Below are 23738 nucleotides of genomic sequence, written 5' to 3' on the forward strand. Positions count from 1 at the left end.
CACGGGGGACACCCCCGCGCTGTCCGAACCATCTACCAGTGTCCCGTGTGAACCACCGGCCCGGCTGCTAGACGAGAACGACATACCTACTGGTTCCCGCGCAAAGCACCCAGGCGCTCTCGACAGACCAATGTGAGAGGGGTCACCCTGTCATTCATCCACGCGGGGAGGCATGGATGGGCAGGAGCCGCAGAACAATTCCGGAGGAGCTTCTGCTGCTCGCTCTGGACCCGACCACGGGTACCACAGCGCAGCCGCAGTCGCTCGACCTCGGCCTCGCCGGGGCTCAGCTAGTGGAGCTGGCTCTGGCAGGACGGATAGCCCCTGACGGGGATCGTATCGCCGTGGTGATGCCACGGCCGACAGGAGATCCGACTCTGGACTCCGCACTGGAACTGCTGCGGCGACGCGGCAGCCCGGTTCGGGCGGTCCACTGGATTGGCGGGCCCCGGCTGGGGCTGCGTCAGATCTACCTCGCTCACCTGGAGCGGTGCGGCATGGTGCATGCCGTGGCGGGCCAGATGTGCGGAGTGCTGCCGACGACTCGCTACCAGGCGACGGACACGGCAATCAGCCGGGACATCAGAGCCAGGCTGGACAGTGCGATCCGCACCGGTGTACCGCCGGACCCGCGGACCGCGGCGCTCGCCGCGCTGGCCCACGCGGTCGGACTCGGCAAGCACCTGTATCCCGGGAACGAGGGGCGTTCATCCCGCTCCAGGCTCCGGGACCTGATCAGGCACGACCCCATGGGCGGACTCGTGGCGCACGCCGTGATGGACGTCCAGAACGGGGCGGTCGCACAGCCGCGCCGCAATCAGGCGGCCGGAGTTCCGTTGCAACCGCAAGTGCAGTCGCAGTCACGCCGCGGCAGCATGGCGCACACCGCGGCCCACTAGGCGCACCACGCCCCGGGCCGCACACACCGCACCGCACCGCACCGCCGCACGACCGCACGGCAAGCACAGTCGTGCAGCAAACACCGTCGTGCAGCCAGCACTTCAGCACCGCGAAGCACGGCTGAGCACCAACCGAATACCGCCGCACCGTCGTCCCCAAGACCCGGTTCGGGAGCCGCACCAAGCGCGGGGCAGCCGGAATATCGGCTGCCCCGCGCGCTTGCGTGTAGCCATTTCCCAGCGCGGCCGGGGCCGGGGGTGGCAATCTGCTGAGCAGTAGATACGCACAGCTACATAGCCGGAGGTGCCGTTTCCGTGCCGTCCAACGTCAATCCCACCGTCAGACGACGCCGGTTGGGCCAGGAATTGCGCCGCCTGCGCGAACTCAAGGGCATGACGGCCGAGGAGGTGGCGGAGCGGCTGCTGGTCTCGCAGTCGAAGATCAGCCGCCTGGAGAACGGCCGCCGTTCCATCAGCCAGCGCGACGTCCGCGACCTCTGCGGGGTGTACGAGGTCGAGGATCTCCGGATCGTCGACTCGCTCATGCAGATGGCCAAGGATTCGCGCCAGCAGGGCTGGTGGCACGCGTTCGGGGACATCCCGTACAGCGTCTACATCGGTCTGGAGACGGACGCCGAATCCCTGCGGGTGTACGAACCCCAGGTGGTCCCGGGCCTGCTGCAGACGCGGAGCTACGCCGAGGCGCTGATCAACGGAGCGCTGCCGGAGGCCCCGCCGTCCGACATCGACAAGCGCGTCAGCGTCCGGGCCCGCCGCCAGGACCGGATCACCGACCGCGAGCATCCGCTGCGGCTGTGGGCGGTCATCGACGAGTCCGCGCTGCGCCGGCTGGTCGGCAGCAAGCAGGTGATGATCGAGCAGTTGGAGCAGCTGATCGAGCTGTCCCATCTGCCGCATGTCACCGTGCAGGTACTGCCGTTCGAGATGGGTGCGCACCCCGGGATCAACGGGCAGTACGCCATTCTGGAATTCCCGGACGCCGCCGATTCCAGCGTCGTCTACATCGAAGGCGTCACCAGCGATCTCTATCTGGAGAAGGCCAACGATGTACAGCGGTACAGCGTCATGTACGAACACCTGCGGGCGCAGGCGCTGAATGTGGAACAGACCCGGCACTTCATCACCGGGATCGTGAAGGACTACACCGGGCACAGCATCGGCTGACCGCCGGGAACCGGACGCCGGACGCCGGAAGCCGCGCGTCGCACGCCGGAAGCCGGACGGCCCGCAAAGTCCGGAATGCGGAAATTGAAGTGCTACCCCGGGAAGGGCGGCGGTAAGGTACACCGCCGCCTGCCCCGGGCGGAAGATCTACCTGGTATATACCACTCGGTCGAGTGAACGCCCCCTTCGTGCAAGGAGCTTGGCGAGTAGCGTCGATCACGCCAACCGGAACACTGTTGGTGTCATTCACGCGACTCTTTGAACCGGAGTGAACATGGCCATTCGTCAGGGTGCTACGGACAAGTGGACGAAGTCCTCGTATTCCGGGGGCAACGGCGCCTGCGTCGAAGTCAAGTCCCCTCTCACGCGGGCAATTGCCGTACGCGACTCGAAGGCCCCCGAGGGCCCTTCGATCACGTTCGTCCCCGCCGCGTGGAACGCATTCGTGCGTGATGTCGGCAAGGGTGCGGTCGACGCCTGACCGATGATTTCCCGTTCGCATCGCGGCGCCGGATCCGGTGCTGCTGTCAGCCCTCTCGACTGGTCCGCCGTCCTGGCCGAGGGGGCTCGGTGCTTTGCCTTCACCGATGGGAATTCCCGGTGAAGCCGTTCAGCGCAACTGGTCCACGTACAGATCGGTCCCCGGCACCGTCGGAATGAACGGCGCCACCAGCTCCACCCGCCCCAGGCCGGATTCCGCGACCGCCGCGTCGAGCCCGGTGAAGTGCCCGGCCCAGCACTCCCGCGGGTCCTCCTGGAGGAACCACAGCAGGGTCAGCCGGGTGTCGACGCCCTCGACCTGCTTCACATAGCTCATCCGGTCACCGGGCAGCGGAGTGGGCCGGAAGACGGTCACCATCGCCGCGGGCGAGCCGGCCAGCCGCTTCGGCAGATGCCGTGAACGCAGCCACTCCAGCAACTCGCCCCGCGCCTCGGCTCCTTCGGCGTCGATCACTTCGAGGACGAGCCCCCGGTAGGGGTGGTCCAGGGCGTGGAAGTCCCTCGGCCCCGCGGCACCGTCCCGGTAGACCGTCGCCTCGTGGTCCTGGAACGCGGTGAACACATGGGTCCGGGCCTGGTGGACCCGGCCGTCCCGGTTGAGCCGCTTGTTGATGCCGACGGTCCACTTCATGTGGTCGTCGTAGCGCCCGTCCGTCACCCAGTACGTCGAGAGGTAGCAGCCGGCCGTGACGGGCCGGGCGACCGCGGACGCCTCCGGGTAGCGCAGTTCCTGGAGCTCCCGGGTGGCCACCCAGCGCCGCCCGGCGAACATCCAGGGCATCGCCATCGCGCCCGCGTAGTAGTGATCGTCCTCGTACCAGCGGTTGTACGCGTACTCATGGCCCGGGTGCGGTTCCACCATGGTGATCAGCGCATGGCCGGGATGGACGCCGTACGGCCCCAGCGCGGCCAGTTCGGCGTAGGTGTCGCTCCGCGTCTCGTCGCTCATGCCGTTCCCCTTCCGTACTCCGCAACGGCGTCCTACTCTGACGCCCCGTCAGGAGAACTGCCAGAGCCGGGAGGCCGCCGATGTTGCTCGCGGGGAAGACCGTCATCGTGTCCGGGGTGGGCACCGGGCTCGGGCATCGCGTCGCGGCGGCGGTCGTACGGGACGGCGGGGACGCGGTGCTCGGGGCGCGTACCGTCGCGAATCTCGCCAAGTCGGCCGCGGAGATCGACCCGGACGGCCGGCACACCGCCCAGCTGGCCACCGACATCACCGACGAGGCGCAGTGCGAGGCGCTTGCCGCACTGGCCCTGGAACGGTTCGGGCGGATCGACGCGGTGGTCCATGTCGCCGCCTGGGACAGCTACTTCGGCGGGATCGAGGATGCCGACTTCGCCACCTGGCAGTCGGTGATCGACGTCAATCTGCTCGGCACGCTACGGATGACCCGCGCCTGTCTGCCCGCCCTCAAGGAGCGCGGCGGCTCGGTGGTGATCATCGGTACGCAGTCCTCGGTGGCCGCACCGACACAGGTCCAGCAGGCGGCGTACGCGGCCTCGAAGGGGGCGCTCACCTCGGCCATGTACTCCATGGCACAGGAGCTGGGCCCGCACCGGATCAGGGTGAACACGGTGCTGCCGGGCTGGATGTGGGGGCCGCCAGTACAGGCGTACGTACAGTTCACGGCGCACAGCGAGGGAGTGCCCGAGGCCGAGGTGCTGGGCAGGCTCACCGAACGCATGGCGCTTCCGGAGCCGGCCACCGACGGCGATGTCGCCGAGGCCGTCACGTTCCTGGCCTCGGACCGGGCGCGGGCGATCACCGGACAGTCGCTCCTGGTCAACGCGGGCGAGCTGATGCGGTAACACCGACCCCTTGGACCTGATTCGGCAGCACCGACGCGACAAGCCTCCTCTTCTCCGCCGCACGGGACCCGCATCCCGTGCGGCGTTCCTCGTTGTCCTCTGCACAGCCTGACGAAGTGCCCGCTCATCGTGTGGCCGCCGTCACGTCGGCGACAACGGCCACGTAAGTCAAGAGCAGGCAAAATCGTTCGAATTGCTGATCTGTGTTCACATCCCTGACCGCCATGACCTTGACCCGGACACCGGGCAGACGGTTCAATCCCCGATGTCCCCGCTCCCGCACGGGGCCCCGCTGAACGGCCGTACCGGCGAAGTGCGCACCCCGTTCACAAGGCGGACCCCAGGAGGGGGCACATGAACAGTCTCGACTGGGTCGTGCTCATCGGCTACTTCGGCGTGATGGTCGCGATCGGGCTCTGGTCCCACAAGCGCGTGGACAACGTCAGCGACTTCTTCACCGCGGGTGGCAAGATGCCGTGGTGGCTGTCCGGCATCTCGCACCACATGTCCGGCTACAGCGCCGTGATGTTCACCGGTTACGCGGGCATCGCGTACCAGTACGGCGTCACGTCCTTCGTCACCTGGTCGCTGCCGATCGCCATCGGCATCGGCATCGGCGCCCAGCTCTTCGCTCCCCGCCTCAACCGGCTGCGCTCGCGGCTGCATGTCGCGTCGCCGCTCGAATACCTGAAGAACCGCTACAACATCCAGACGCAGCAGGCGCTCGCCTGGTCCGGGCTGCTGCTGAAGATCGTGGACGTCGGCGCCAAGTGGGCGGCCATCGCCACCCTGCTCTCCGTCTTCACCGGCATCTCCATCACCCAGGGCATCTTCATCACCGGCTGCATCACCGCCGTCTACTGCACGGTCGGCGGTCTGTGGGCGGACGCGCTCACCGAGCTGGGCCAGTTCGTCATCCAGCTCCTCGCCGGCGTCGCGATGCTGGTCACCGCCATGAGCGAGCTCGACGGCGTCAGCACCCTGTGGACGGTCTGGGACAAGCTGCCCGAGGGCCACACGGACCCGACGGCCGGCCCGTACACCGTGACCTTCCTGCTGGCGTATCTGTTCATCAAGACCTTCGAGTACAACGGCGGCATGTGGAACCAGGCGCAGCGTTACATGGCCACGGAGTCCGCCGCGGCCGCGAAGCGTTCGGCCCGGCTCTCCGCCGTGCTGTGGCTGGTCTGGCCCACGGTCCTGTTCTTCCCGATGTGGTGCGCCCCGCTGCTCGTGGACGCACAGAAGCCGGACGCCTCGGACAGCTACGCCCTGATGACCGAACAGCTGCTGCCGCACGGCCTGTTGGGGCTGGTCGTCGTCGGCTTCTTCTCCCACACGATGGCCATGTGCTCCTCGGACGCCAACGCCATCTCGGCGGTCTTCACCAGGGACATCGCCCCGGTCCTGGCCAAGTCCGCACGCGACTGGGACACCCGGGCGGGCCTGTTGGCGGCCCGGCTGTCCACACTCGGCTTCCTCGCCCTGTCGATGGCGCTCGCCACCCAGATCAACTCGCCGACGTTCAAGGACATCATCTCGGTCGTCATCAAGTGGGTCGCCGGTCTGATGGGTCCGATCGCGATTCCGTTCATGCTCGGCCTGCTGCGCGGCTTCCGCAGGTCCGGCCCGACGGCGGCGCTCACCAGCTGGGCGGCGGGGCTGCTGGCGTTCTACTTCACCAACTACGACTTCGACGGTTCGGTGAAGACGGATGTCGCGCTCCAGTACCAGGTGGCCCTGCCGCTGGCCATCTCGCTGGTCCTCTACATCGTGATCGGCTTCGTCAAACCGGAGGACACCCCCGAGCGCGACGCGATCATCGAGCAGATCAACTCGGACGGTGACGGCGCGGCGGCCGGGGCCACGGTGCCGGCGCAGGCCGGTCCGGGGGACGCGGCGGTGGCGGAGGGCGTGAAGGACGCGAAGGACTGAGGCTCGCCGCTCCGAGGGGTGGGGTCGCAGAAGAACGTGAAAGGTGACCGGTTAGGTGTCACGTTGTTCTCCGGCCCCTGTCCTCGCCCGTGGGTGGAGGTCGCAGGGAACGTGACAGATGACCGTCCGAGTGTCACGTTCTTTCCGCACACCTGCCCTCGCCCGCGCTCAGGGGGCCGGTCGCACGGGCGGAGTGCGTAAGCCGCTCGCGCGGCATGCGTCAGGCGCGTGGGTAGCGGGCCAGCCAGCCCGGTGCGGCGGCCGACGGGCTGTGCAGGGCCGGGCCCTGCGTCATCTCCATGGCGAAGTCGTCCGCGAGCTCCAGCACCGTGGGCCTGCCCTCCAGTTCGGCGAGCCAGGCGGGCGGCAGCGCGGTCTCTCCGTGCAGCGCGCCGAGCAGCGCCCCGCACAGGGCCCCGGTGGCGGCGGAAGGACCGCCGTGGTTGACGGCCAGCCGCAGCCCGTGGCGTATGTCCTCGCCGACGAGCGCGCAGTACACGGCGACGGCGAGAACCTCCTCCGCCGCGTCCGTGGCCCCCAGCGACTCGATCAGGGCGGGCCCCGGAATGCCCTGGCGCACCGTGCCCAGGGCCTGCTTCAGCGCCTCGGTGACCGGTTCGTGCCCCGGGCGCTCCGCGAGCAGGGCCAGCGCGTGCTGGACGGAGCCGTCCAGGGTCTCGCCCCGGGCCAGGCCGTGCACCATGACGGCGAGGGCGCCCGCGGAGAGCAGGGCGGTGGGGTGGCCGTGGGTCTGGGCGGCGCACTCGACGGCGAGCTGCAGGACGAGCTGGGGCTCCCAGCCGACCAGCAGCCCGAAGGGTACGGACCGGGTGAGGGCGGCCGAGTCCCGCGCCTGGGGGTTCTTGGGCTGGTCGAGGGTGCCCATGGTGGTGTCGCCGAGCCCCGTCAGGCATTCCCGGGTCGGACCGCGCCGGGCGTACAGCCACTCCTGCCGGGCCAGCCAGCCGTTGTCCTCGCGGCGCTCGTCGGGCCCCCAGTCGTGCTGGGTGGCCGCCCACCGCAGATGGGCCCGGTGCACATCGGTGGGCGGGTGCCAGGCCCCGGTGTCGCGGCGGACCTGGGCGCGGATCAGCCCGTCGACGGTGAAAAGGGTGAGCTGGGTGGCGGCGGTGACGGTGCCGCGTCCGCCGAAAGCGGGTACGAGGTCGGTGACCGCTTCGGCACCGTGCGCCGCCCGGATCTCTTCGAGCGTGAGCCCGTCGACCCCTGCCCCGAGCGCGTCCCCGATGGCCCCGCCCAGCAGCGCGCCGCGCACCCGGCTCCGGAAGTCCTGCTGCTCGACACGGCCCCACACAGCCGTGGTCCCTGTGCTCACCGTGCCCCTCCCCCGTCGGCCGGCAGGCCGGTCCGTCCGCGACTGCGCAGCACTGTAATCGACAGGGGACCGCTGGTAGAGCGTACGAATCGGGTACGAGTCAGTATGTGAACGGACGTCCCGCAGGTCGCTTATGACCGGACGGAGACGCCTCGGGCGAGATGGCGGATCCCCCCGGCCGAACGGCTCCACCCGCCCGACCCGCTCCGCCCGCCCGACCCGCTCGACCCGCGCGGTGTGACGTACGCGCCACCTGCCTGTTCCGGCGGAAATTGCCCGATGCAGCCGCCCTATACTCACGCGGCGATGTGTTGACCGGAGGCGGGGGCGGGGTCGAGATGGTCGGGATGAGCGCGGAGTCATACGTGCAATTGACTGAGTTCCAGGCGGTGTTCCCGGCGGTGTTGGTGACAGCCGTCTGCGCACTGGTCGCGCGGCTGGTGTCGCTTCCGCTGCTGCTCCGTTCGCAGCGGTCGTTCCGGGAGCAGGAGGCCGCCGCCTTCTCGGACGCTCCGGCCGGCAAGGCGGGCCGGGCGGCGCGATCGGCCGAGCAGGCGGTCGCCGTGGTCCTGTCGGTCGCGCTGACGGCGGTCCTCGCCGTCGGCGGTGTCCCGTTCGAGTTCCGGGTTCTCGCGAACGCACTCTGGGCGGGCAACCCGCTCGACGTGGGCGGCTGGGTCTTCGCCGTGCTGGGCTACAGCGACCGCCTCTTCGGGCTGGGGCCGGCCATCGGCAGCTGGACCAACGGCCTCTGGGAGCTACGGCCGGTCTACGGCATCACGACTGCCGTCTGTCTGGTCCTGTGCCTGCTGCTGTGGTTCCTCACCCGGCGGAATCTGTTGACGTTCGGCATGCCGCCGGGGCTGTGGGCGTCCTCGCGTACCCGTAAGCGGCTGGTCATCGGCTCTGCCGTGTCCGTGATCCTGCTGGTCGCGGTGGTGCCGATGGCGGTGGTCGTGGCGGCCCTGGTGTTCCAGGCCGTCGCCTTCGCCGCCGGCTTCCGGTACCGCCGCCCGGCCGCCCTCACCGGGCCTGCCCTGGCCGCCGCCCCCACCGCCGCCGCCGGCGTGCCTCACCAGGGCGCCCCGTACGTCCCCGGCATCCATGCCGCGCCGACGGCCCCCGCCGCCGCCCCGCCCCTCCCGGCAGGGCCCCCGGCCATCCCTCCGGCCGGCCATCCGGGAGGCGGCTCCGCCCCCGGTTCCGGGGAGTTGTACCCGCACGAACCCCGGTCGATCGGCGCCTACCAGCTGCTGGGCAGGATCGGGGCCGGCGGCATGGGGACGGTCTACGTCGCCCGCCGGGCGGGCTCCGCGACGCAGGTCGCCCTGAAGACGATCAACCCCGAACTCCTCGGCGACCCGGAGCTGCTCGCCCGCTTCGCACGCGAGGCCGAGGTGCTGGCCATGGTGCCCGGGACGTACACCGCCCGCGTGCTCGACTCCGGCGTGGACGACGGACGCCCCTACCTGGCCATGGAACTCCTGGACGGCCGCCCGCTCGACGCCCATCTGCGTACCCCCGGCCCGATCCGGACCCCGCAGGCGCTGCGCGCCCTCGCCCTCGCGCTGGCCACGGCGCTGGCCGGCATCCACCGGCTGGGCCTGGTCCACCGCGACCTCAAGCCCGGCAACATCATGCTGACCAGCGACGGCCCGCGCCTCCTCGACTTCGGGATCGCCGCGATCGTGGACCGCACCCGGCTCACCCGCACCGGCGGCACCCCGGGCACCCTCACCTACATGGCGCCCGAGCAGTTCGACGAGGCCCCGGCAGGGCCGGCCGCCGACGTCTGGGCGTGGGCCTGCTGCGTGGTGGCCGCCGTCCACGGCGACAGTCCGTTCGCCGCGACCTCCATCGGCGCGGTCTACCGCCGCATCACCGAGACCGGAGCGGACCCGGCCGCGATCGCCGCCCTCCAGGCGGTCGACCCACACCTCGCCACCGTGGTCGAGCAGGCACTGAACTCCGACCCCGCCCACCGCCCCGCCGACGGCACCGCCCTGATCGGCCTGCTCACCCAGGGCCCCGGACACACCGCACCGGACCAGCGAGCGATCCACGAAGAGATCACCCGGGGCTGGCAGACCCTCGCGCAGGCTTCGCCGCCGGACTTGCCGTCTTCCTAAGCATGTTGCCGAACCAGGACGAGGACGAAATCGCTCCGTCAGGTACCCGCGTCCACTGCGATGAGTTTGCCCGGCCCGGGGAGTCTCCCCCTTACCGACAAGCGCAGGAGAAGCACATGGCCCAGCTGCTGAGAGTCCAGAACTTCAACGTGTCGAGCGACGGCTTCGGCGCCGGTGAGAACCAGAGCCTGGAGCGCCCGTTCGGCGACGCCGACCCCGGGGCGATGTTCTCCTGGGCCGGGGCCACCGCGAGCTGGCCGATGCGCACCGACCCCGGCGGCAGCCGCGGCCTGGACGACTACTTGACGCGGGACTACGCCCGCAACATCGGCGCCGAGATCATGGGGCGCGGCAAGTTCAGCCCCCAGCGCGGGCCCTGGGAGAACCTCGACTGGCGCGGCTGGTGGGGCGACGAGCCCCCGTTCCGCACCCCGGTGTTCGTGATGACCCACCACGTGCGCCCTTCGTTCACGCTCTCCGACACCACGTTCCACTTCGTCGACGCCGACCCGGCCACGGTCCTCGAACAGGCGCGGGAGGCGGCGCAGGGCAAGGATGTCCGGCTCGGCGGCGGGGCCACCACCATCCGGGAGTTCCTCGACGCCGACCTCGTCGACACCCTGCATGTGGCGGTCTCGCCCGTGGAGATCGGATCCGGGTCACGGCTGTGGAAGTCGCCCGACGAGCTGCGCGACCGGTTCCACGTGGACGTCGTGCCCAGCGCGAGCGGTGTGACGCACCACCTGTTCTGGCGGAAGTGAGACGAGGGCGGCGCTCGCAGACAGGGCGGCGACGTGATCGCTGTCCGGCCCGGGAACCCGTCCCGGGCCGGACGCGACGCCCCCGCCTTCTGGACCCGCCTCAGTCCGGCAGCACCGGCAGCAGCTCCGGAAGGTGCCCGTCGGACGCCGTGGCCGCCGCCACCCGCTCCTCGGAAACCTCCCCGTACAGCGTCGTACGCGGCTTCGCCGGCCGTCCCGCGAGTTCCGCGATGGCGACCAGGTCCTGGATGGAGCGGTACGAGCCGTAGCTCGAACCGGCCATCCGGGAGATGGTCTCCTCCATCAGGGTGCCGCCCAGGTCGTTGGCGCCCGAGCGGAGCATCTCGGCCGCGCCCTGAGTGCCGAGCTTGACCCAGCTGGTCTGGATGTTGGTGATGTGCGGGTGCAGGAGCAGCCGGGCCATGGCGGTGACGGCCCGGTTGTCGCGGTCGGTCGGGCCGGGGCGGGCGATGCCCGCGAGGTAGACCGGTGCGTTGGTGTGGATGAACGGCAGCGTGACGAACTCCGTGAAGCCGCCGGTCTCCTGCTGGAGACGGGCCAGCGTCCGCAGGTGGCCGAGCCAGTGGCGGGGCTGGTCGACGTGTCCGTACATCATCGTGGAGGACGAGCGCAGGCCCACCTCGTGGGCGGTCCTGATGACTTCGAGCCAGGTCGCGGTCGGCAGCTTGCCCTTGGTGAGGACCCAGCGGACCTCGTCGTCCAGGATCTCGGCCGCCGTGCCGGGGATCGAGCCGAGCCCGGCCTCCTTCGCGGCGATCAGCCAGTCGCGGATGGACATCCCGGTGCGGGTGGCGCCGTTGACGACCTCCATCGGCGAGAAGGCGTGCACATGCATACCGGGCACTCGTTCCCGTACCGCCCGTGCGATGTCGAAGTACGCGGTGCCGGGCAGGTCCGGGTGGATGCCGCCCTGCATGCAGACCTCGACCGCGCCGACGTCCCACGCCTGCGCGGCCCGGTCCGCGACCTGGTCCAGGGAGAGGGTGTACGCGTCGGCGTCGGTGCGCCGCTGGGCGAAGGCGCAGAAGCGGCAGCCGGTGTAGCAGACGTTGGTGAAGTTGATGTTCCTGGTGACGATGTACGTGACGTCGTCACCGACCACGTCGCGCCGCAGGGCGTCCGCGATCCGGCAGAGCTCGTCGAGCGCCGGGCCGTCCGCGTGGAGCAGGGCGAGCGCCTGCTCGTCGGTGAGCTTCGTCGGGTCGTCGGCGGCCTGGCTCAGCGCCTCGCGCACATCGCCGTCGATCCGGGACGGCACCATGCCGGGCGCGGCGGCCTCGCGCAGCGCCTCCCAGTCCCCGTACACCTCGTCGAAGTCCTCGCGGCGGTCACCGGTGCGGCCCTCGGTGTCGATGGTGCGGTGCAGGTCGGTGCGGCCGGTGGCGCCGAACTGCTCGTCGGGCTCCTGCCAGGGCAGCCCGGCGGGGACGGCGTCCTCGCGGGCAAGCCCCGTCTCCGGGTCGGCGAGGGCGCGGACGTGCGGGAGGAGGCGGGGGTCGAGCCACGGCTCGCCGCGCCGGATGAACTCCGGGTAGATGGTGAGCCGCTCCCGCAGCGCGAACCCCGACTCGGCGGTTTTCGCGGCGAGTTCGTCGATGTGCGGCCAGGGGCGCTCGGGGTTCACATGGTCGGGGGTGAGCGGCGAGACGCCGCCCCAGTCGTCGATCCCGGCGCCGATGAGCAGCGCGTACTCCGCGTCGACGAGGTTCGGCGGGGCCTGGATGCGGGCGGACGGGCCGAGGATGTGCCGGGCCACGGCGATGGCGGCGGCCAGTTCCTCCAGCTCGGCGTCCGGCATGCCGCGCATCGCGGTGTCCGGCTTGGCGCGGAAGTTCTGGACGATGACTTCCTGGATGCCGTGGTAGGCGCGGGCGGTCTTGCGCAGCTCGAAGAGGGAGTCCGCGCGCTCCTCGTACGACTCCCCGATGCCGATCAGGATGCCGGTGGTGAACGGGACGTTGGACCGCCCGGCGTCCTCCAGCACCCGCAGCCGCACGGCCGGCTCCTTGTCCGGGGACCCGTGGTGCGGGCCGCCGGGCTCGGACCACAGGCGGGTGGCCGTCGTCTCCAGCATCATCCCCATGGACGGCGCGACGGGCTTGAGCCGCTGAAGGTCGGTCCAGGTCAGCACGCCCGGGTTGAGGTGCGGGAGCAGCCCGGTCTCTTCGAGCACCCTGATCGCCATGGCGCGTACGTACGCGAGGGTGTCGTCGTACCCCTCGGCCTCCAGCCACTCCCGCGCCTCGGGCCACCGGTCCTCCGGCCGGTCCCCGAGTGTGAACAGCGCCTCCTTGCACCCCATGGCCGCGCCCTCGCGGGCGATGTCCAGGACCTCGTCGGGCGAGAGGAACATCCCGTGGCCCGCGCGCCGCAGCTTGCCGGGCACGGTGACGAAGGTGCAGTAGTGGCACTTGTCGCGGCAGAGCCGGGTCAGCGGGATGAAGACCTTGCGCGAGTACGTGATCACCCCCGGCCGCCCCGCGGCTTCCAGCCCGGCGTCCCGCACCCGGGCCGCCGAGGCGGCGAGGTCGGTCAGATCCTCCCCCCGCGCCTGGAGCAGGACGGCGGCCTCGGCCACATCGAGAGCGACACCGTCACGGGCCCGCTTGAGGGCACGCCGCATGGAATTGGTCGTCGGACGTCCGCGCTGAGGATCGGTCATGAACCGAGCATACGAGCGAGGCCCGCGCCCCGGACCAGGGCATCTGGCTCGAAGCTCGGCCGCCGACGCCGGCGCCGGCACATCCTGGACGCGTGGTCGCGTTCCGTCAGTCCGTCACTGCCTGGGCGAGTGCGCGTACCAGTGGGGTCGCGCGGTCCGTGCGCCAGACCAGCCCCCACTGGACGGGCGGGGCGTCGTCGATGGGGAGGTAGACGATGTCGGTCTGCGCGTGGTTACCGCCGTCCCTCATCGGGGACGACGCAGCTCCTCCACCCGGTGCTCGATCTGCACGCGCTTGGCCGAGTTCAGGAACGCGTGCAGCTCGTCGGCGACCGAGGCCCCGACGCCGAGCCCCTCGCGTGGAGTGCGGCCGGCCAGGACGCGGCCCAGCCGGGCGGGATGGCCCGTGCGGATCACCGCGTAGCGGGCCGACGCCAGCATGACCGGCACCATCACCAGCACAGCCATGACCAGCAGGCTCGACAGCATCAGCATGCATACCCAACGCCCTTGGCGTGCAGGTGAGTTCCCCTGCACCACCCTGTCCGCGCGGGCACTTCGGGCTTCGGCTTGACCCTCACGTTGCGTGAGGCCGGAAGGTGGTGTGCATGAGCGACCACTTCAACGCGTTCGAGATGAGTCCCGTGCCCACCCCCGGCCCGGATGCGGTTCCGCCGGAGCTGTTCCGTGGCATCTATGGAATGCCCGCATTCGCGACGATCCCCACGACCGATCTGGCGGCGTCGGTGGACTTCTGGACTCGTGGGCTCGGGTTCTTCGAGCTGTTCGGCATCCCCGGCACACTCGTGCATCTGCGCCGATGGGCGTTCCAGGACGTGCTCCTGCTCCGGGCGGAGAGCGTTCCGGAGCAGGCACCGGCGATGAGCCTCAGTTTCTCGTGCGTGCTCAGCCAGGTCGATCCCCTCGTGGCGGCCTGCCGTGCGCTGCGACCGGACTCGGTCGACGGTCCACGGGACACCCCCTGGAACACCCGCGACGTGGAGGTGATCACCCCCGAGAACGCACGGATCGTTCTCACCGCGGCGAAGCCCTTCGATCCGGCCAGTCAGGAGGCGCGGAACCTTGAGGCCATCGGCATCACCCCGCCGGACACCGGTCGCGGCGACAATCAGGAGCATGTCTGATGCCACTGACGCCGACGGCCTGCCCGTCGGTCAGGTCTCGACGCGCCTGGGCGTGACGGTCCGCGCGCTGCACCACTGGGACGAGATCGGTCTCGCGCGGCCGTCACTGCGCACGGCTGCCGGATACCGGCTCTACACCGCCGGTGACCTGGAACGCCTGCACCGCATCGTCGTGTACCGCGAGATCGGTCTCGGCCTGGACAGGATCCGGGCCGTCCTGGACGACTCGACCGCAGACGTACCCGGTGCGTTGCGCGCGCAGCGCACCCAGGTCGCGGAACGGATCGAACGCCTCCAGCAGCTCGGCGCCGGACTGGACCGGATGATCGACGCCCACGAGCGCGGCCTGCTGTTGACCGCGGAGCAGCAGGCCGCGATCTTCGGCCCCCAGTGGGACCCGGACGGCCCCGCCCGAGCCCGTCAGCTCTGGGGGGACACGACGCAATGGCGGCAGTACGCCGAACGCTCCGCATCCCGCGGCCCGGAGGAATGGCAGGCCGTCGCCGACGCCGTCGCCGCCCTCGACCGCGCCCTCGGCGATGCGATGGACGCCGGCGTCGCGCCCGGCAGCCCGGAAGCGGGGCAGCTCGTCGAGCGGCACCGCGAAGTCTTCGCCTCGTACTTTCCGCTCACCCGGCGGATGCAGGTCTGTCTGGGCCGCATGTACGAGGCCGATCCGGCGTTCGCCGCCCACTACGACGGCATCCGCGCCGGCCTTGCCACGTGGTTCCGTCGCATCGTCGACGCCGACGCCCGCGCCCACGGCATCGACCCCGACACCGCGACGTGGGAGTAGAGCGCGGGCAGGAGGCCCCCGGCCGTTCTCGGTCAAGCTCCGGCCTGTTGCCCGCCTGGAGGTTTGGACGGCCCCGGCCACCCGTACGAGTGATCAATGCGAAACGTTTCCCCAGGGTGATCTCGGCAGGGTGAGCATGTGTCGACTCTTCGTCATCACCTCTGCCACGGAAGGCGGGCACAGTCATGTCGCTCGACAGCACCCAGGAAAACCCGTTCGAGATCAACCCCGACGACCTGGCCAGGCTGGAAGTGATCCGCGAGGCGCTGTTAGACCCGTCGCCGCGCAGGATCGGCCGCCTGGACCAGTGGGGCCTGGCCGACACCTACGAGGTGTACGCGGAGATCGCCACGTACACGGAGTTCTCGATCGCCATGTCGGACGGGACGATGCTCGACGCGTCGCTGAGCATCCCGCGGAACCTCGCCCCCGGGCAGGTCTGCCCGGCGGTCGTCCTGCCCGCCCCGCTGATCAGCATCGGGCACCGGGCCTATCTCGGCATGATCCCGCACTGGGCCCTGGGCGGTTACGCAGTCCTGGCCTACAGCCAGCGCGGCCTGGCCAGGTCCACGGGCGAGATCCACGTCGCCGGACCGCAGGACGTGGCCGACGCCACCGAGGTCATCAACGCACTGGTCCAGATCGACGGTGTCGACCCGGACCGGATCGGCTTCTTCGGCTCCTCCTACGGCGCCGGGACGAGCCTGCTGGCCGCCGCGAAGGACCCGCGCGTCAAGGCCGTGGCCGGCACCAGCGCCTGGGGCGATCTGTTCGCCTCGCTCTACGAGAACGGCACCCGGCACCTGGCGGCCTTCGAGGCGCTCGTGAAGCTGTTCAACGAGGACCGGTGCTCGGAGGAGTTCCGCGGCATCATCGAGAAGATCCGCAGCAACACCATCGACGACGAGGTCAGGGAGTTCGCCCGGGTACGGTCGCCCAAGCACTACCTGGACGCGTACAACGACGCCAGCACGCCGATCCTGCTGACCACCGCCTGGCACGAAACGATCTTCTCCGTGCCCGCCGTCGTCGACCTCTTCACCAACCTGACAGGGCCCAAGTCGCTCCTCGTCCAGGTGGGCGACCACGGCAACGGCGAACTCCCCGGCCTGGTCGGTCTCCTCTCCAAGCCCACCGCGATGGCCTACCGGTGGATGGACCACCACCTCGGTGGCAGCGCCGGCGACGGAGCGCAACCGCAGTACGGCGTGCGCTCGGAGTACATGCACAACCTCCTCTCCGACCTCCGCCACGACAGCTGGGAGAGCTACGTCCTGCCCCCGAGGCGGTTCCACCTCACGGATGCCGCCGCCGGCGAGCGCGACGGGCAGCTGTCCGAGGGCGGTCCGCAGCCAGGCTGGACCCGCTCCGTGAAGGCCACCGGCCAGAGCACCGAGGCCGTCGTCGCCCCGAAGCTCGTCCAGACCGGCCTGGCCGAGCGCATGGGCCTGCCGCACGTCTACAAGACGGCCGAGATCGACCGCGGCCTCGCCGCGATCTGGACCGCCGCGCCGCTGGAGCAGGCCATGTGTGTCCAGGGCAACCTGGACATGCGGGTGACCGTGAAGCCGCAGCAGGCGGACGCCACGATCGTGGCCTACCTGATGGACTGCGACCCGGCCACCGGCAAAGCCACCATCATCACCCACGCCCCCTACACGTTCACCGACGAGCAGGTCGACCGGGCCACCACGGTGTCCTTCCCCCTCCAGCCCGCCCACTACGTCGTGCCCAAGGGCCACCAGCTCCAGCTCATCATCGACACCGACGACCCGTTCTTCACCTACGCCAACACCACCACGCCGGTGTTCCCCCTCGAACTCAGCTCGCCCCAGGGCGCCGAGTCCTACATCGACATCCCCCTCCACCCCCTGGGCTGACCCCGCGCCCGGCGTGCCGCTGCGGCCGGCCCGATCCACGAACGGGTCGGCCGCGTCAGGCCAGCTCGTCCGCGAGCAGATCCATCAGCAGACCGTCCTGCCAGACCCCCGTCCGGTGGTCCCGCCAGTACGCCCGCATGATTCCCACAGGTTTGAACCCGACCTTGCCGTAGCAGCGGATCGCCGCGGAGTTGGCCGCGGCGGGATCGATGGTCAGCCGGTGATGGCCGCGTTCCCGCACCAGCCACCGGGCCAGAGTGCGCACCGTGTCGGTACCGAGGCCCTTCCCGTGGTGCCTCGCCGTCAGGAAGATGTCGATGCCCGCGTGGCGGAACTCGGGATCGTCCTCCTCGTTGAACTGGACGGCGCCGATGACCTCGCCCTCGAAAACGACGGCCAGCATGCGTTCGTAGCCGTCCGGGGGCGACCACCACGCCGCGACTTCCGGTTCCCTCACGACCCTTTCGAGGATCTCATCATCGCCATCGGCCACCGGCCGCAGCACGACCTTGTCCCCACGCAGCTCCATGCCCCTCATTCTCCCCGGGAGAACACACTTGAGGGCTGTCCCGTGGATGATCCGAGGGCCGGTATGGCGTGCCTGTTCCTGCCGGCCGCCGTCCTGCCGCTCAGCGCACCCGGAAGACCGGTCCGCGCGGGGTGAACGGCAGCCCCGCGCCCTCCGGGATCAGGTAGGCGTGCTCGCGGCGGACCCGCAGCACGTCGCACCAGCCGTCGGTGATCACCAGGACGGGGGCCGTCGGCGGGAAGTCGTCGGCCCGCTGCAGCAGGTCGATGCCGGGCTGCAGGACCGTGCCGCCGCGCCCCCTGACCCGTACCCGCCCGGCGATCTCCGTCGGCGCCAGGTACCCGGCGTCGTAGGCGGCGGCGTCGCAGAACACCACTCGGGCGGCCGGCACGTCGCGGGCCTCGGCGTACGAGGCGATCGCGCCCAGTGCCTTGGCGAGCAGCGGGCCGGACATCGAGCCCGAGGTGTCCAGGACGACGCCGAAGGTGCAGCGGGCGACCTCCTCGGGCGGGAAGTAGCGGCCCGCGCGCGGGATGTCGGGGGTCGAGGCCTGGCGCCGGGCGGGCCGGGAGTAGCTGCGTACCGGCTCGGGCCGGGGCACGAACTCGTCGAACCAGCGGGCCAGTCGGGCGTCCCACGGGACGGGCGGGTGGGCGAGTGCGCGGATCTCCTGGACCAGTCCGGCCGGCAGCAGACCGCGCTGTCGGTCGGTGTGCAGCTGGTGGCCCTGGACGAGGGCGCGCCGGTAGAACTCGTCGAGGTCGACGGGGTCGGCGATCCGGCCGGGCAGGGGTTCACCCAGGATGTCGCCGGCGCCCTTGCCGCGCAGGGTCGCGAGGCGTCGGCCGCGCCGCAGCCCGGTGGCGATCCGGTCGTACACCTCCTCGGCCGAAAGACCCTTCAACTCGGCGTCGTACAGCAGCCCTTCGGGCATCGCGCCGACGCTCATCTCCACCAGCCAGCCGTTGATGACGTAGTCGGCGGCGACGTTGAAGAGATAGTGGTCGCGGGCACCGCGGCGCCCGCCGTGGCGCAAGGCGGCGTGCAGCATCTCGTGGGCGAGGATGAACCGCCACTCCTCGTCCGTGAACCGCTTGAGCGGGTTGATGTAGATCTCGCCGGCGGTGGCGTCCACGGCGGCCACGGAGATGTCGTGCGCGCGGGCGAGTTCGGCGTCGGCGACGACGGTCAGTCCGGCCGCGAGGCCGCCGAGCAGCGGATAGGACGAGACGAACCAGTTGAGGGCGCGGTCCCAGGGACGCTGGGCGACGCGCTCACCGGTGATCCGGTCCCGGCGGCCACCCGCGACGTCCATCGCGGCGGAGACCGTACGGGTCAGGGCGTACGCGAAGGCGAGTTGCCGGTCGGGCAGGGCGGTGTCCCAGCGCGGCCACTGGACCAGCAGCTGGTCGGGTTCGCCGTCCGCCGTGCCGCACCGCTCATAGGCGGCCGGGATGCCGGTCTTGCGCCAGCGGGCGGCGAGCTGCTCCTCGTCGCCGTCGGGGTAGCTCTCGGGGAGGTGGTCGGGGGCGGTGCCGATGGGGAAGGTGGCGAGGAAGCGGTTGACGACGGTGCAGCGGGCGGCGAGGTCGAAGCGGTCGGGCTGTTCGCGGTGTTCCTTGGCGGCGGGGAGGTGGCCGAAGCCGAGGTGGAGGAGGGCATGGGCGAGCGCCCAGGCCCACTCGCCGGGTTCGGCCCGGCGGGTGGGGTGGACGTGCACCTGCCCGTTGGAGTCCGCCCGGACGAGGCCCTGGCCGGGGGCGTCGGCGTTGCCTTTGGCGCGGACGAAGTTGGCGTGGACGGCTGCGAGGGCGGGGTTGCGGCGCACCAGGTCGGCGCCGGCGGCGAAGGCCTCGGCGGCCGGGTCGGGACGGTCCGCACCCTGCTTGCGGGACCGGCTCAACGCCGGGCCTCGACCAGGCGTGGCATGTCGCGGGCGGCCTCCACCAGGAACCAGGCGGGCAGCACCGGGTTGCCGTCGGCGTCCTCGGCGATGACGGTCTGGGCGACCTCGACGGAGATCTCGGCGAGCTGGACGAGCAGCGACTTGGCGCGGTAGGCGGTCTCGCGCACGGCGGCCGAGGCGTGCTCGCGCTGGGCCGGGAGCTCCTTGACGAGCCGTCCCCGGAACGCCTCGGCGAGGTAGTAGAGCAGGTCGCGGTCCTCGATGCGGCGGGGCCAGGAGGCGTCTCCCTTGATGATCGCCTCGATGCCGTAGGCGTGACGCACGATCTTGGCGTACCCGCAGAAGGAGACGGCATGGGCGGGGGTCAGCGTCCCGTGGGCCACGATCTTCAGTGTCTCCTCGTCCAGCGCCGGCCCGAAGGAGTGCATCGCGTCGGAGAGCATGTGCCAGGAGCGGGGCGTGGAGAACGGCTCCTCGGTCTTGGGCGGCTGCGACCACAGGTGGTCGGGCCGGTCGGCGAGGTAGTCCACCACCCAGGGGTGAATGCCGTTCTCGCCCGCCCACGTCAGCCAGTCGGTGGCGGAGGCACGCAGGTGGACGTGGGTGAGGCGGTTGACGAGTGCGGAGGCGATGGGGCGTGCCAGGGCGTTGTCGGTGGCGCGGTTGCCGGCGCCGATCACGATCGAGCCTGCCGGGAGCTCGTAGTTGCCGATTCGGCGGTCGAGGATGAGCGAGTAGAACGCCTTCTGCACATCCGGGGTCGCGGCGTTCAGCTCGTCCAGGAAGAGGCAGTACGGCTCGTCGCGGGCGATCGCCTCCGGCGGGCAGAAGACGGAGCGGCCGTCGCGGATCTGCGGCACGCCGATCAGGTCCTCAGGGGCGAGCTGAGTGCCCAGCAGGCTTACGCACTCCAGGCCCAGGGAGTCGGCGAACTTCCTCACCAGGGAGGACTTCCCGATTCCGGGGGCGCCCCAGAGGAATACCGGGCGGACTGTGGCGAGGCCCAGGAGGAGATCCGGGATCTGATTCGGGGTGACGGTTACTGCGGCCTGCAAGCGGTGGGCTCCTTCGAGTCGAATACCCTGTTCGGCCAGTGTATTGAGGCCGGCGGGGGCAGTCGCACCTGGTTTTCCCCTGCCCTGCCGAAGTCCAGAATCGCCGAGCAGCTCGCCCTGCTCGGCATCACCCGCCTGCACAACGGCCGGAAGCAGACAGCGTGAAATCCGACATATTTCGCATCAGCACAAGCCTTGCAGCTGCCGCCGTGACAGCGCTCGCCCCGTCCTCCTGCGGGGCAGAAAAACCCGTCGCCACCCCAAAGGCCGTAACCCATTCCGAATTGGTCGGCCGTTGGGACGGGGAGAAGAAATGCGGATCGCCGACGGTTCGACTACGTGACGATTACACTTTCTCCAGCAAAGACTTTCCAGTCGCGTGGGACGGCCCCGGGCCGGACTCGCAGGTGACACGCCGTTCATCCGAAGGGAAATGGCATGGGGTCAACAAAGACCCCGGCCTTCCGCCCTATCTGGTACTCAGATTCAAGAATCAGAACGACATCCAGATCCTGCATTTCTTTTTGGAGCATGGAGAGCTGCAGATGGATGGAACTGTCCACGCGGACGGGGGCGACCCCTATCCCTACCCCTGTGACTACAAACGCACTTCTGCCGATCCCGGGGCCTGACGGGCCGTGGCCGGCTCCACCCAGACCGTCTTGCCGACGACCCGGTCCTTCACGCCCCACGAGCACTTGCTCCTACAACCAGCCGAACGGCGCCCCGCAGCGGCACCCCGAGCGACTGCCGCGAATGCCGCGAAGAAGCGGCCGACGATCCGTACGCCCCGCTCCCTACCCTGCCGTTCGCGTCTCGGGGAGTCGACTCACGCGCAGACACCAACTGCACACAAGGCGCAAGAAGTGTACACTTGTGCACATGAGTGACACTTTGCCGATCACTGAAGCCCGCGCCCGCTTCGGCTCTCTCGTCCGCAGAGCCTCCAACGCGCGGGAACGCATCACGATCACCGACCACGGCCAGCCCGCGGCCATACTGATCAACCCCCAGGAGCTGGCCGAGCTGGAGGACGCGCTGGCTCTTGCCCAGTACCAGGCGCGGCAGGCCGCTGGCGCCGTGGAGGCTGTCCCGCATGACCAGGTCCGCGCACGACTTGGCCTGGAGCAGCGTTGACGTATCTGATCACCTGGGACGAGCACGCCATCGACCAGGCTGCCCGGTTCCTCAAGGACGATCCCGACGGCTTGCGCCAATTAATGGATGCTGTCGACATGCTCGCCGACAACCCTCTGCCGCAGGGGTCGTCACCGTACGGCTCGCCCACGCTGCGGCGCGTGCACGTCGGGCGCTATCGCGTGCTGTACGAGATCAAAGAGGCCCAGGTCACCAGCATCGTGATCCACGTCGGCCGCCTCGGCTGACTTCCGTCCTCCTCATTGAACTGGACGGCGCCGATGACCTCACTCTCGAAAACGACGGCCAGCATGCGACCGGGCGGGGAGGGGGCGCCGTCAGGCAGTCTCCCGGACGGCCTTGACCGTCACCAGTTGGGCATAGGAAAGCAGGAGCTCCTCCCCCGACTGCGTCGTTCCGACCAGGCCGCTGTCGACGAAGCGGTTCGGGACGACGACCAGGAAGACGTATCCGCCGTCCTCGGGCGCAAGGCAGACCTCGATCCACCGGCCCCGCCGCATCGCCCGGTCGACGACCTGGAGCGCTTCCCGCCGCTCGTCCGCCCAGGACCACACCCTGAACCGCCGCTCCAGCCCTCGGGGCCGCCACACCTCGACGTACATGCCGTAAACGCCGGACAGGGCACCGAGCACGACGAAGGCGCCGAAGCCGCCCACCACGATCAGACCTGAGGTGCTTACAGCCTGGCCGGCTCCGCGTCCCGAGGCGATCAGGACGATCGCCACCAGCCCGACGAGCAGCACCACCACACCGGCGAAGACGGCAAGGAGGTGCCCCCAGGTCAGGCCCCGGGAGATCACGTCTCCCGGCAGCGGACGGGTCGATGCCAAGGTTTCGGGCGGGAGCCGGGTGGGCGGATGATCCGCGGCCGCCGCCCCACCGCGGCCGGTCCTGCCCGTCGCGTCACGAGTCACGGCGTCTGCGGCCCTCAGGTCCGACGTCACCGCGTCAGCGGTCACGCTGCCCGGCGAACCCTTCTCCGTTCCGCCCTCCGTGCCCGGCGCGGACCCGTCAGGCGTCATTCGTTCCGTCATCACCTCGTCGGGGCCGGCGACGGTGGCGCCGCCGGGACCGACGGGGGCACCGGGAGCGCGATCCGTCACGGGCGCTCCCCCGGGCATGGTGCGCTCGGGCGGAACCGGCTCGGACCGAACGGGCTCGGGCGGGACGGACCGCGGCAGCGGAAGGGCCGCGAGCCGCTCCCGTACCGCCACCGCGCTCGGCGGCCGGCGCTCCGGCCGCTTGGCGAGGAGTTCCAGCAGCAAGGTGTCCCATGCGGGCGGAAGTCCGTCCCGGCGCAGGCCCGGCGCGACGGGCACCTCGTCCATGTGCTGCCGCAGAACGAGCTGCCAGGGCCCGTCGGAGAAGGGCGGCCGGCCTGTGAGCGTGGCATACAGGAGACAGCCCAGGGAGTAGAGATCGCTGCGTGCGTCGACGTCGCCCCCACCGCCCGCCTGCTCCGGGGACATGAAGGCGACGGTGCCGAGGACGTGGCCGGTGCGGGTGAGTGTCGTCAGGTCGATGCCGGTGGCGTCGAGCCGGGCGATGCCGAAGTCCAGCACGGTCACATGCCCGTCGGGGCCGATCATCACATTCGCCGGCTTCAGGTCCCGGTGCACGATTCCCGCCCCGTGCATGGCCGCGAGCGCCTCGCAGATCTCGCCGCCCCACCGGGCGACCTCGGCCAGCGAGGGTCTTCGCCCGGCGAGCACCCGGTTCAGCGGCTCCCCGGGGATCTCCTCCATGACCAGATAGAGCACCGGGCGCCCGTCCACGACCGCTTCACCCGCGTCGTGCATCTCCACGATGTGCGGGTTGCGCAGCAGGGAGGCGACCTGGATCTCGCGGCGGAACCGGCTGGCCGGCTCCGAGGTCACGCCCTCGGCCAGACCCGTCACCGTCTTCACCGCGACACGGCGCTGGCGGTAGGTGTCCGTGGCCCGCCATACGGTGCCCATGCCTCCGGAACCGAGCGGCTCACCCAGCCGGTACCGCCCCCCGATCAGCGCCCCCCGCATGCCAACTCCC

General features: G+C 70.5%; 23 protein-coding genes. 14 read left to right on the forward strand and 9 right to left on the reverse strand.

What is annotated here, in order from left to right:
* The first annotated feature begins 176 nt into the window (after window positions 1–176).
* The 3 genes from ACFYY1_RS15715 (at window position 177) to ACFYY1_RS15725 (ending at window position 2565) form a co-directional block, all read left to right on the forward strand.
* The gene (locus ACFYY1_RS15715) at window positions 177–899 is read left to right on the forward strand and encodes a GPP34 family phosphoprotein (protein WP_148836626.1); all 723 of its coding nucleotides are present in this window, start codon (window positions 177–179) and stop codon (window positions 897–899) included.
* 315 nt (window positions 900–1214) lie between these two features.
* Complete coding sequence (locus ACFYY1_RS15720) at window positions 1215–2084, forward strand: helix-turn-helix transcriptional regulator (protein ID WP_360932758.1); 870 nt, start codon at window positions 1215–1217, stop codon at window positions 2082–2084.
* Between the two features lie 274 nt (window positions 2085–2358).
* Window positions 2359–2565 (forward strand): DUF397 domain-containing protein, encoded by a 207-nt coding sequence (locus ACFYY1_RS15725; protein ID WP_388585185.1) that lies wholly within the window; start codon window positions 2359–2361, stop codon window positions 2563–2565.
* A gap of 129 nt (window positions 2566–2694) precedes the next feature.
* Here ACFYY1_RS15725 and ACFYY1_RS15730 read toward each other — a convergent pair whose 3' ends face one another.
* Window positions 2695–3534, reverse strand: coding sequence for a hypothetical protein (locus ACFYY1_RS15730; protein ID WP_388585187.1), 840 nt, complete (start codon window positions 3532–3534; stop codon window positions 2695–2697).
* Between the two features lie 80 nt (window positions 3535–3614).
* Here ACFYY1_RS15730 and ACFYY1_RS15735 point away from each other — a divergent pair, with 80 nt between their 5' ends.
* Window positions 3615–4397, forward strand: a complete 783-nt coding sequence (locus ACFYY1_RS15735) for an SDR family oxidoreductase (RefSeq protein ID WP_388585190.1) — start codon at window positions 3615–3617, stop codon at window positions 4395–4397.
* A 354-nt stretch (window positions 4398–4751) separates the two neighbouring features.
* Window positions 4752–6332 (forward strand): sodium:solute symporter family protein, encoded by a 1581-nt coding sequence (locus ACFYY1_RS15740; RefSeq protein ID WP_388585193.1) that lies wholly within the window; start codon window positions 4752–4754, stop codon window positions 6330–6332.
* Window positions 6333–6552: 220 nt separating this feature from the next.
* Here the strand turns inward: ACFYY1_RS15740 and ACFYY1_RS15745 are convergent, their stop codons facing one another.
* Window positions 6553–7668 (reverse strand): ADP-ribosylglycohydrolase family protein, encoded by a 1116-nt coding sequence (locus ACFYY1_RS15745; protein WP_388585196.1) that lies wholly within the window; start codon window positions 7666–7668, stop codon window positions 6553–6555.
* Window positions 7669–8033: 365 nt separating this feature from the next.
* Between ACFYY1_RS15745 and ACFYY1_RS15750 the strand changes: the two genes are divergently transcribed.
* Together ACFYY1_RS15750 and ACFYY1_RS15755 are read left to right on the forward strand one after the other, a co-directional pair.
* Window positions 8034–9797: a serine/threonine-protein kinase gene (locus tag ACFYY1_RS15750; protein WP_388585197.1), complete on the forward strand. Its 1764-nt coding sequence runs from the start codon at window positions 8034–8036 to the stop codon at window positions 9795–9797.
* A 116-nt stretch (window positions 9798–9913) separates the two neighbouring features.
* Entirely contained in the window at window positions 9914–10558 is a 645-nt protein-coding gene (locus tag ACFYY1_RS15755; RefSeq protein WP_388585200.1) for a dihydrofolate reductase family protein, read from the forward strand.
* 100 nt (window positions 10559–10658) lie between these two features.
* Here the strand turns inward: ACFYY1_RS15755 and ACFYY1_RS15760 are convergent, their stop codons facing one another.
* The 3 genes from ACFYY1_RS15760 to ACFYY1_RS15770 all read right to left on the reverse strand — a co-directional run bounded on the left by ACFYY1_RS15760 (window position 10659) and on the right by ACFYY1_RS15770 (window position 13736).
* The gene (locus ACFYY1_RS15760) at window positions 10659–13241 is read right to left on the reverse strand and encodes a bifunctional FO biosynthesis protein CofGH (RefSeq protein ID WP_388585202.1); all 2583 of its coding nucleotides are present in this window, start codon (window positions 13239–13241) and stop codon (window positions 10659–10661) included.
* Between the two features lie 106 nt (window positions 13242–13347).
* Complete coding sequence (locus ACFYY1_RS15765; protein ID WP_388585205.1) at window positions 13348–13491, reverse strand: hypothetical protein; 144 nt, start codon at window positions 13489–13491, stop codon at window positions 13348–13350.
* Window positions 13488–13736, reverse strand: a complete 249-nt coding sequence (locus ACFYY1_RS15770) for a hypothetical protein (RefSeq protein ID WP_388585208.1) — start codon at window positions 13734–13736, stop codon at window positions 13488–13490. The genes ACFYY1_RS15765 and ACFYY1_RS15770 overlap by 4 nt, the downstream gene beginning before the upstream one ends.
* Window positions 13737–13849: 113 nt before the next feature.
* Here ACFYY1_RS15770 and ACFYY1_RS15775 point away from each other — a divergent pair, with 113 nt between their 5' ends.
* The 3 genes from ACFYY1_RS15775 to ACFYY1_RS15785 all read left to right on the forward strand — a co-directional run bounded on the left by ACFYY1_RS15775 (window position 13850) and on the right by ACFYY1_RS15785 (window position 17062).
* Window positions 13850–14386 (forward strand): VOC family protein, encoded by a 537-nt coding sequence (locus ACFYY1_RS15775; protein ID WP_388585210.1) that lies wholly within the window; start codon window positions 13850–13852, stop codon window positions 14384–14386.
* Window positions 14379–15182, forward strand: coding sequence for a MerR family transcriptional regulator (locus tag ACFYY1_RS15780; RefSeq protein ID WP_388585213.1), 804 nt, complete (start codon window positions 14379–14381; stop codon window positions 15180–15182). Before ACFYY1_RS15775 ends, ACFYY1_RS15780 begins: the two co-directional genes overlap by 8 nt.
* A gap of 185 nt (window positions 15183–15367) precedes the next feature.
* Window positions 15368–17062, forward strand: coding sequence for an alpha/beta fold hydrolase (locus ACFYY1_RS15785; protein WP_388585215.1), 1695 nt, complete (start codon window positions 15368–15370; stop codon window positions 17060–17062).
* Window positions 17063–17117: 55 nt separating this feature from the next.
* Here ACFYY1_RS15785 and aac(6') read toward each other — a convergent pair whose 3' ends face one another.
* The 3 genes from aac(6') to ACFYY1_RS15800 form a co-directional block, all read right to left on the reverse strand.
* Entirely contained in the window at window positions 17118–17591 is a 474-nt protein-coding gene (gene aac(6'), locus ACFYY1_RS15790) for an aminoglycoside 6'-N-acetyltransferase (protein WP_388585217.1), read from the reverse strand.
* A gap of 100 nt (window positions 17592–17691) precedes the next feature.
* The gene (locus ACFYY1_RS15795) at window positions 17692–19494 is read right to left on the reverse strand and encodes a VWA-like domain-containing protein (protein ID WP_388585219.1); all 1803 of its coding nucleotides are present in this window, start codon (window positions 19492–19494) and stop codon (window positions 17692–17694) included.
* Window positions 19491–20552 carry an ATP-binding protein gene (locus tag ACFYY1_RS15800; protein WP_388585222.1) on the reverse strand — a complete coding sequence of 354 codons (1062 nt, stop codon included), beginning with the start codon at window positions 20550–20552 and terminating at the stop codon, window positions 19491–19493. Before ACFYY1_RS15800 ends, ACFYY1_RS15795 begins: the two co-directional genes overlap by 4 nt.
* A 3-nt stretch (window positions 20553–20555) precedes the next feature.
* On the opposite strand from ACFYY1_RS15800, the gene ACFYY1_RS15805 reads away from it, so the two are divergent.
* The 4 genes from ACFYY1_RS15805 (at window position 20556) to ACFYY1_RS15820 (ending at window position 21937) form a co-directional block, all read left to right on the forward strand.
* Window positions 20556–20717, forward strand: coding sequence for a hypothetical protein (locus tag ACFYY1_RS15805; RefSeq protein WP_388585224.1), 162 nt, complete (start codon window positions 20556–20558; stop codon window positions 20715–20717).
* Complete coding sequence (locus ACFYY1_RS15810; RefSeq protein WP_388585226.1) at window positions 20714–21184, forward strand: hypothetical protein; 471 nt, start codon at window positions 20714–20716, stop codon at window positions 21182–21184. The genes ACFYY1_RS15805 and ACFYY1_RS15810 overlap by 4 nt, the downstream gene beginning before the upstream one ends.
* A 250-nt stretch (window positions 21185–21434) precedes the next feature.
* Complete coding sequence (locus ACFYY1_RS15815; RefSeq protein ID WP_388585227.1) at window positions 21435–21689, forward strand: type II toxin-antitoxin system Phd/YefM family antitoxin; 255 nt, start codon at window positions 21435–21437, stop codon at window positions 21687–21689.
* Window positions 21686–21937: a type II toxin-antitoxin system RelE/ParE family toxin gene (locus ACFYY1_RS15820; protein ID WP_388585230.1), complete on the forward strand. Its 252-nt coding sequence runs from the start codon at window positions 21686–21688 to the stop codon at window positions 21935–21937. Before ACFYY1_RS15815 ends, ACFYY1_RS15820 begins: the two co-directional genes overlap by 4 nt.
* A 90-nt stretch (window positions 21938–22027) precedes the next feature.
* Here the strand turns inward: ACFYY1_RS15820 and ACFYY1_RS15825 are convergent, their stop codons facing one another.
* Window positions 22028–23728, reverse strand: a complete 1701-nt coding sequence (locus ACFYY1_RS15825) for a protein kinase (RefSeq protein ID WP_388585233.1) — start codon at window positions 23726–23728, stop codon at window positions 22028–22030.
* Window positions 23729–23738 lie beyond the last annotated feature (10 nt).

The organism is Streptomyces sp. NPDC001890 (assembly GCF_042891445.1).
Classification (GTDB): domain Bacteria; phylum Actinomycetota; class Actinomycetes; order Streptomycetales; family Streptomycetaceae; genus Streptomyces.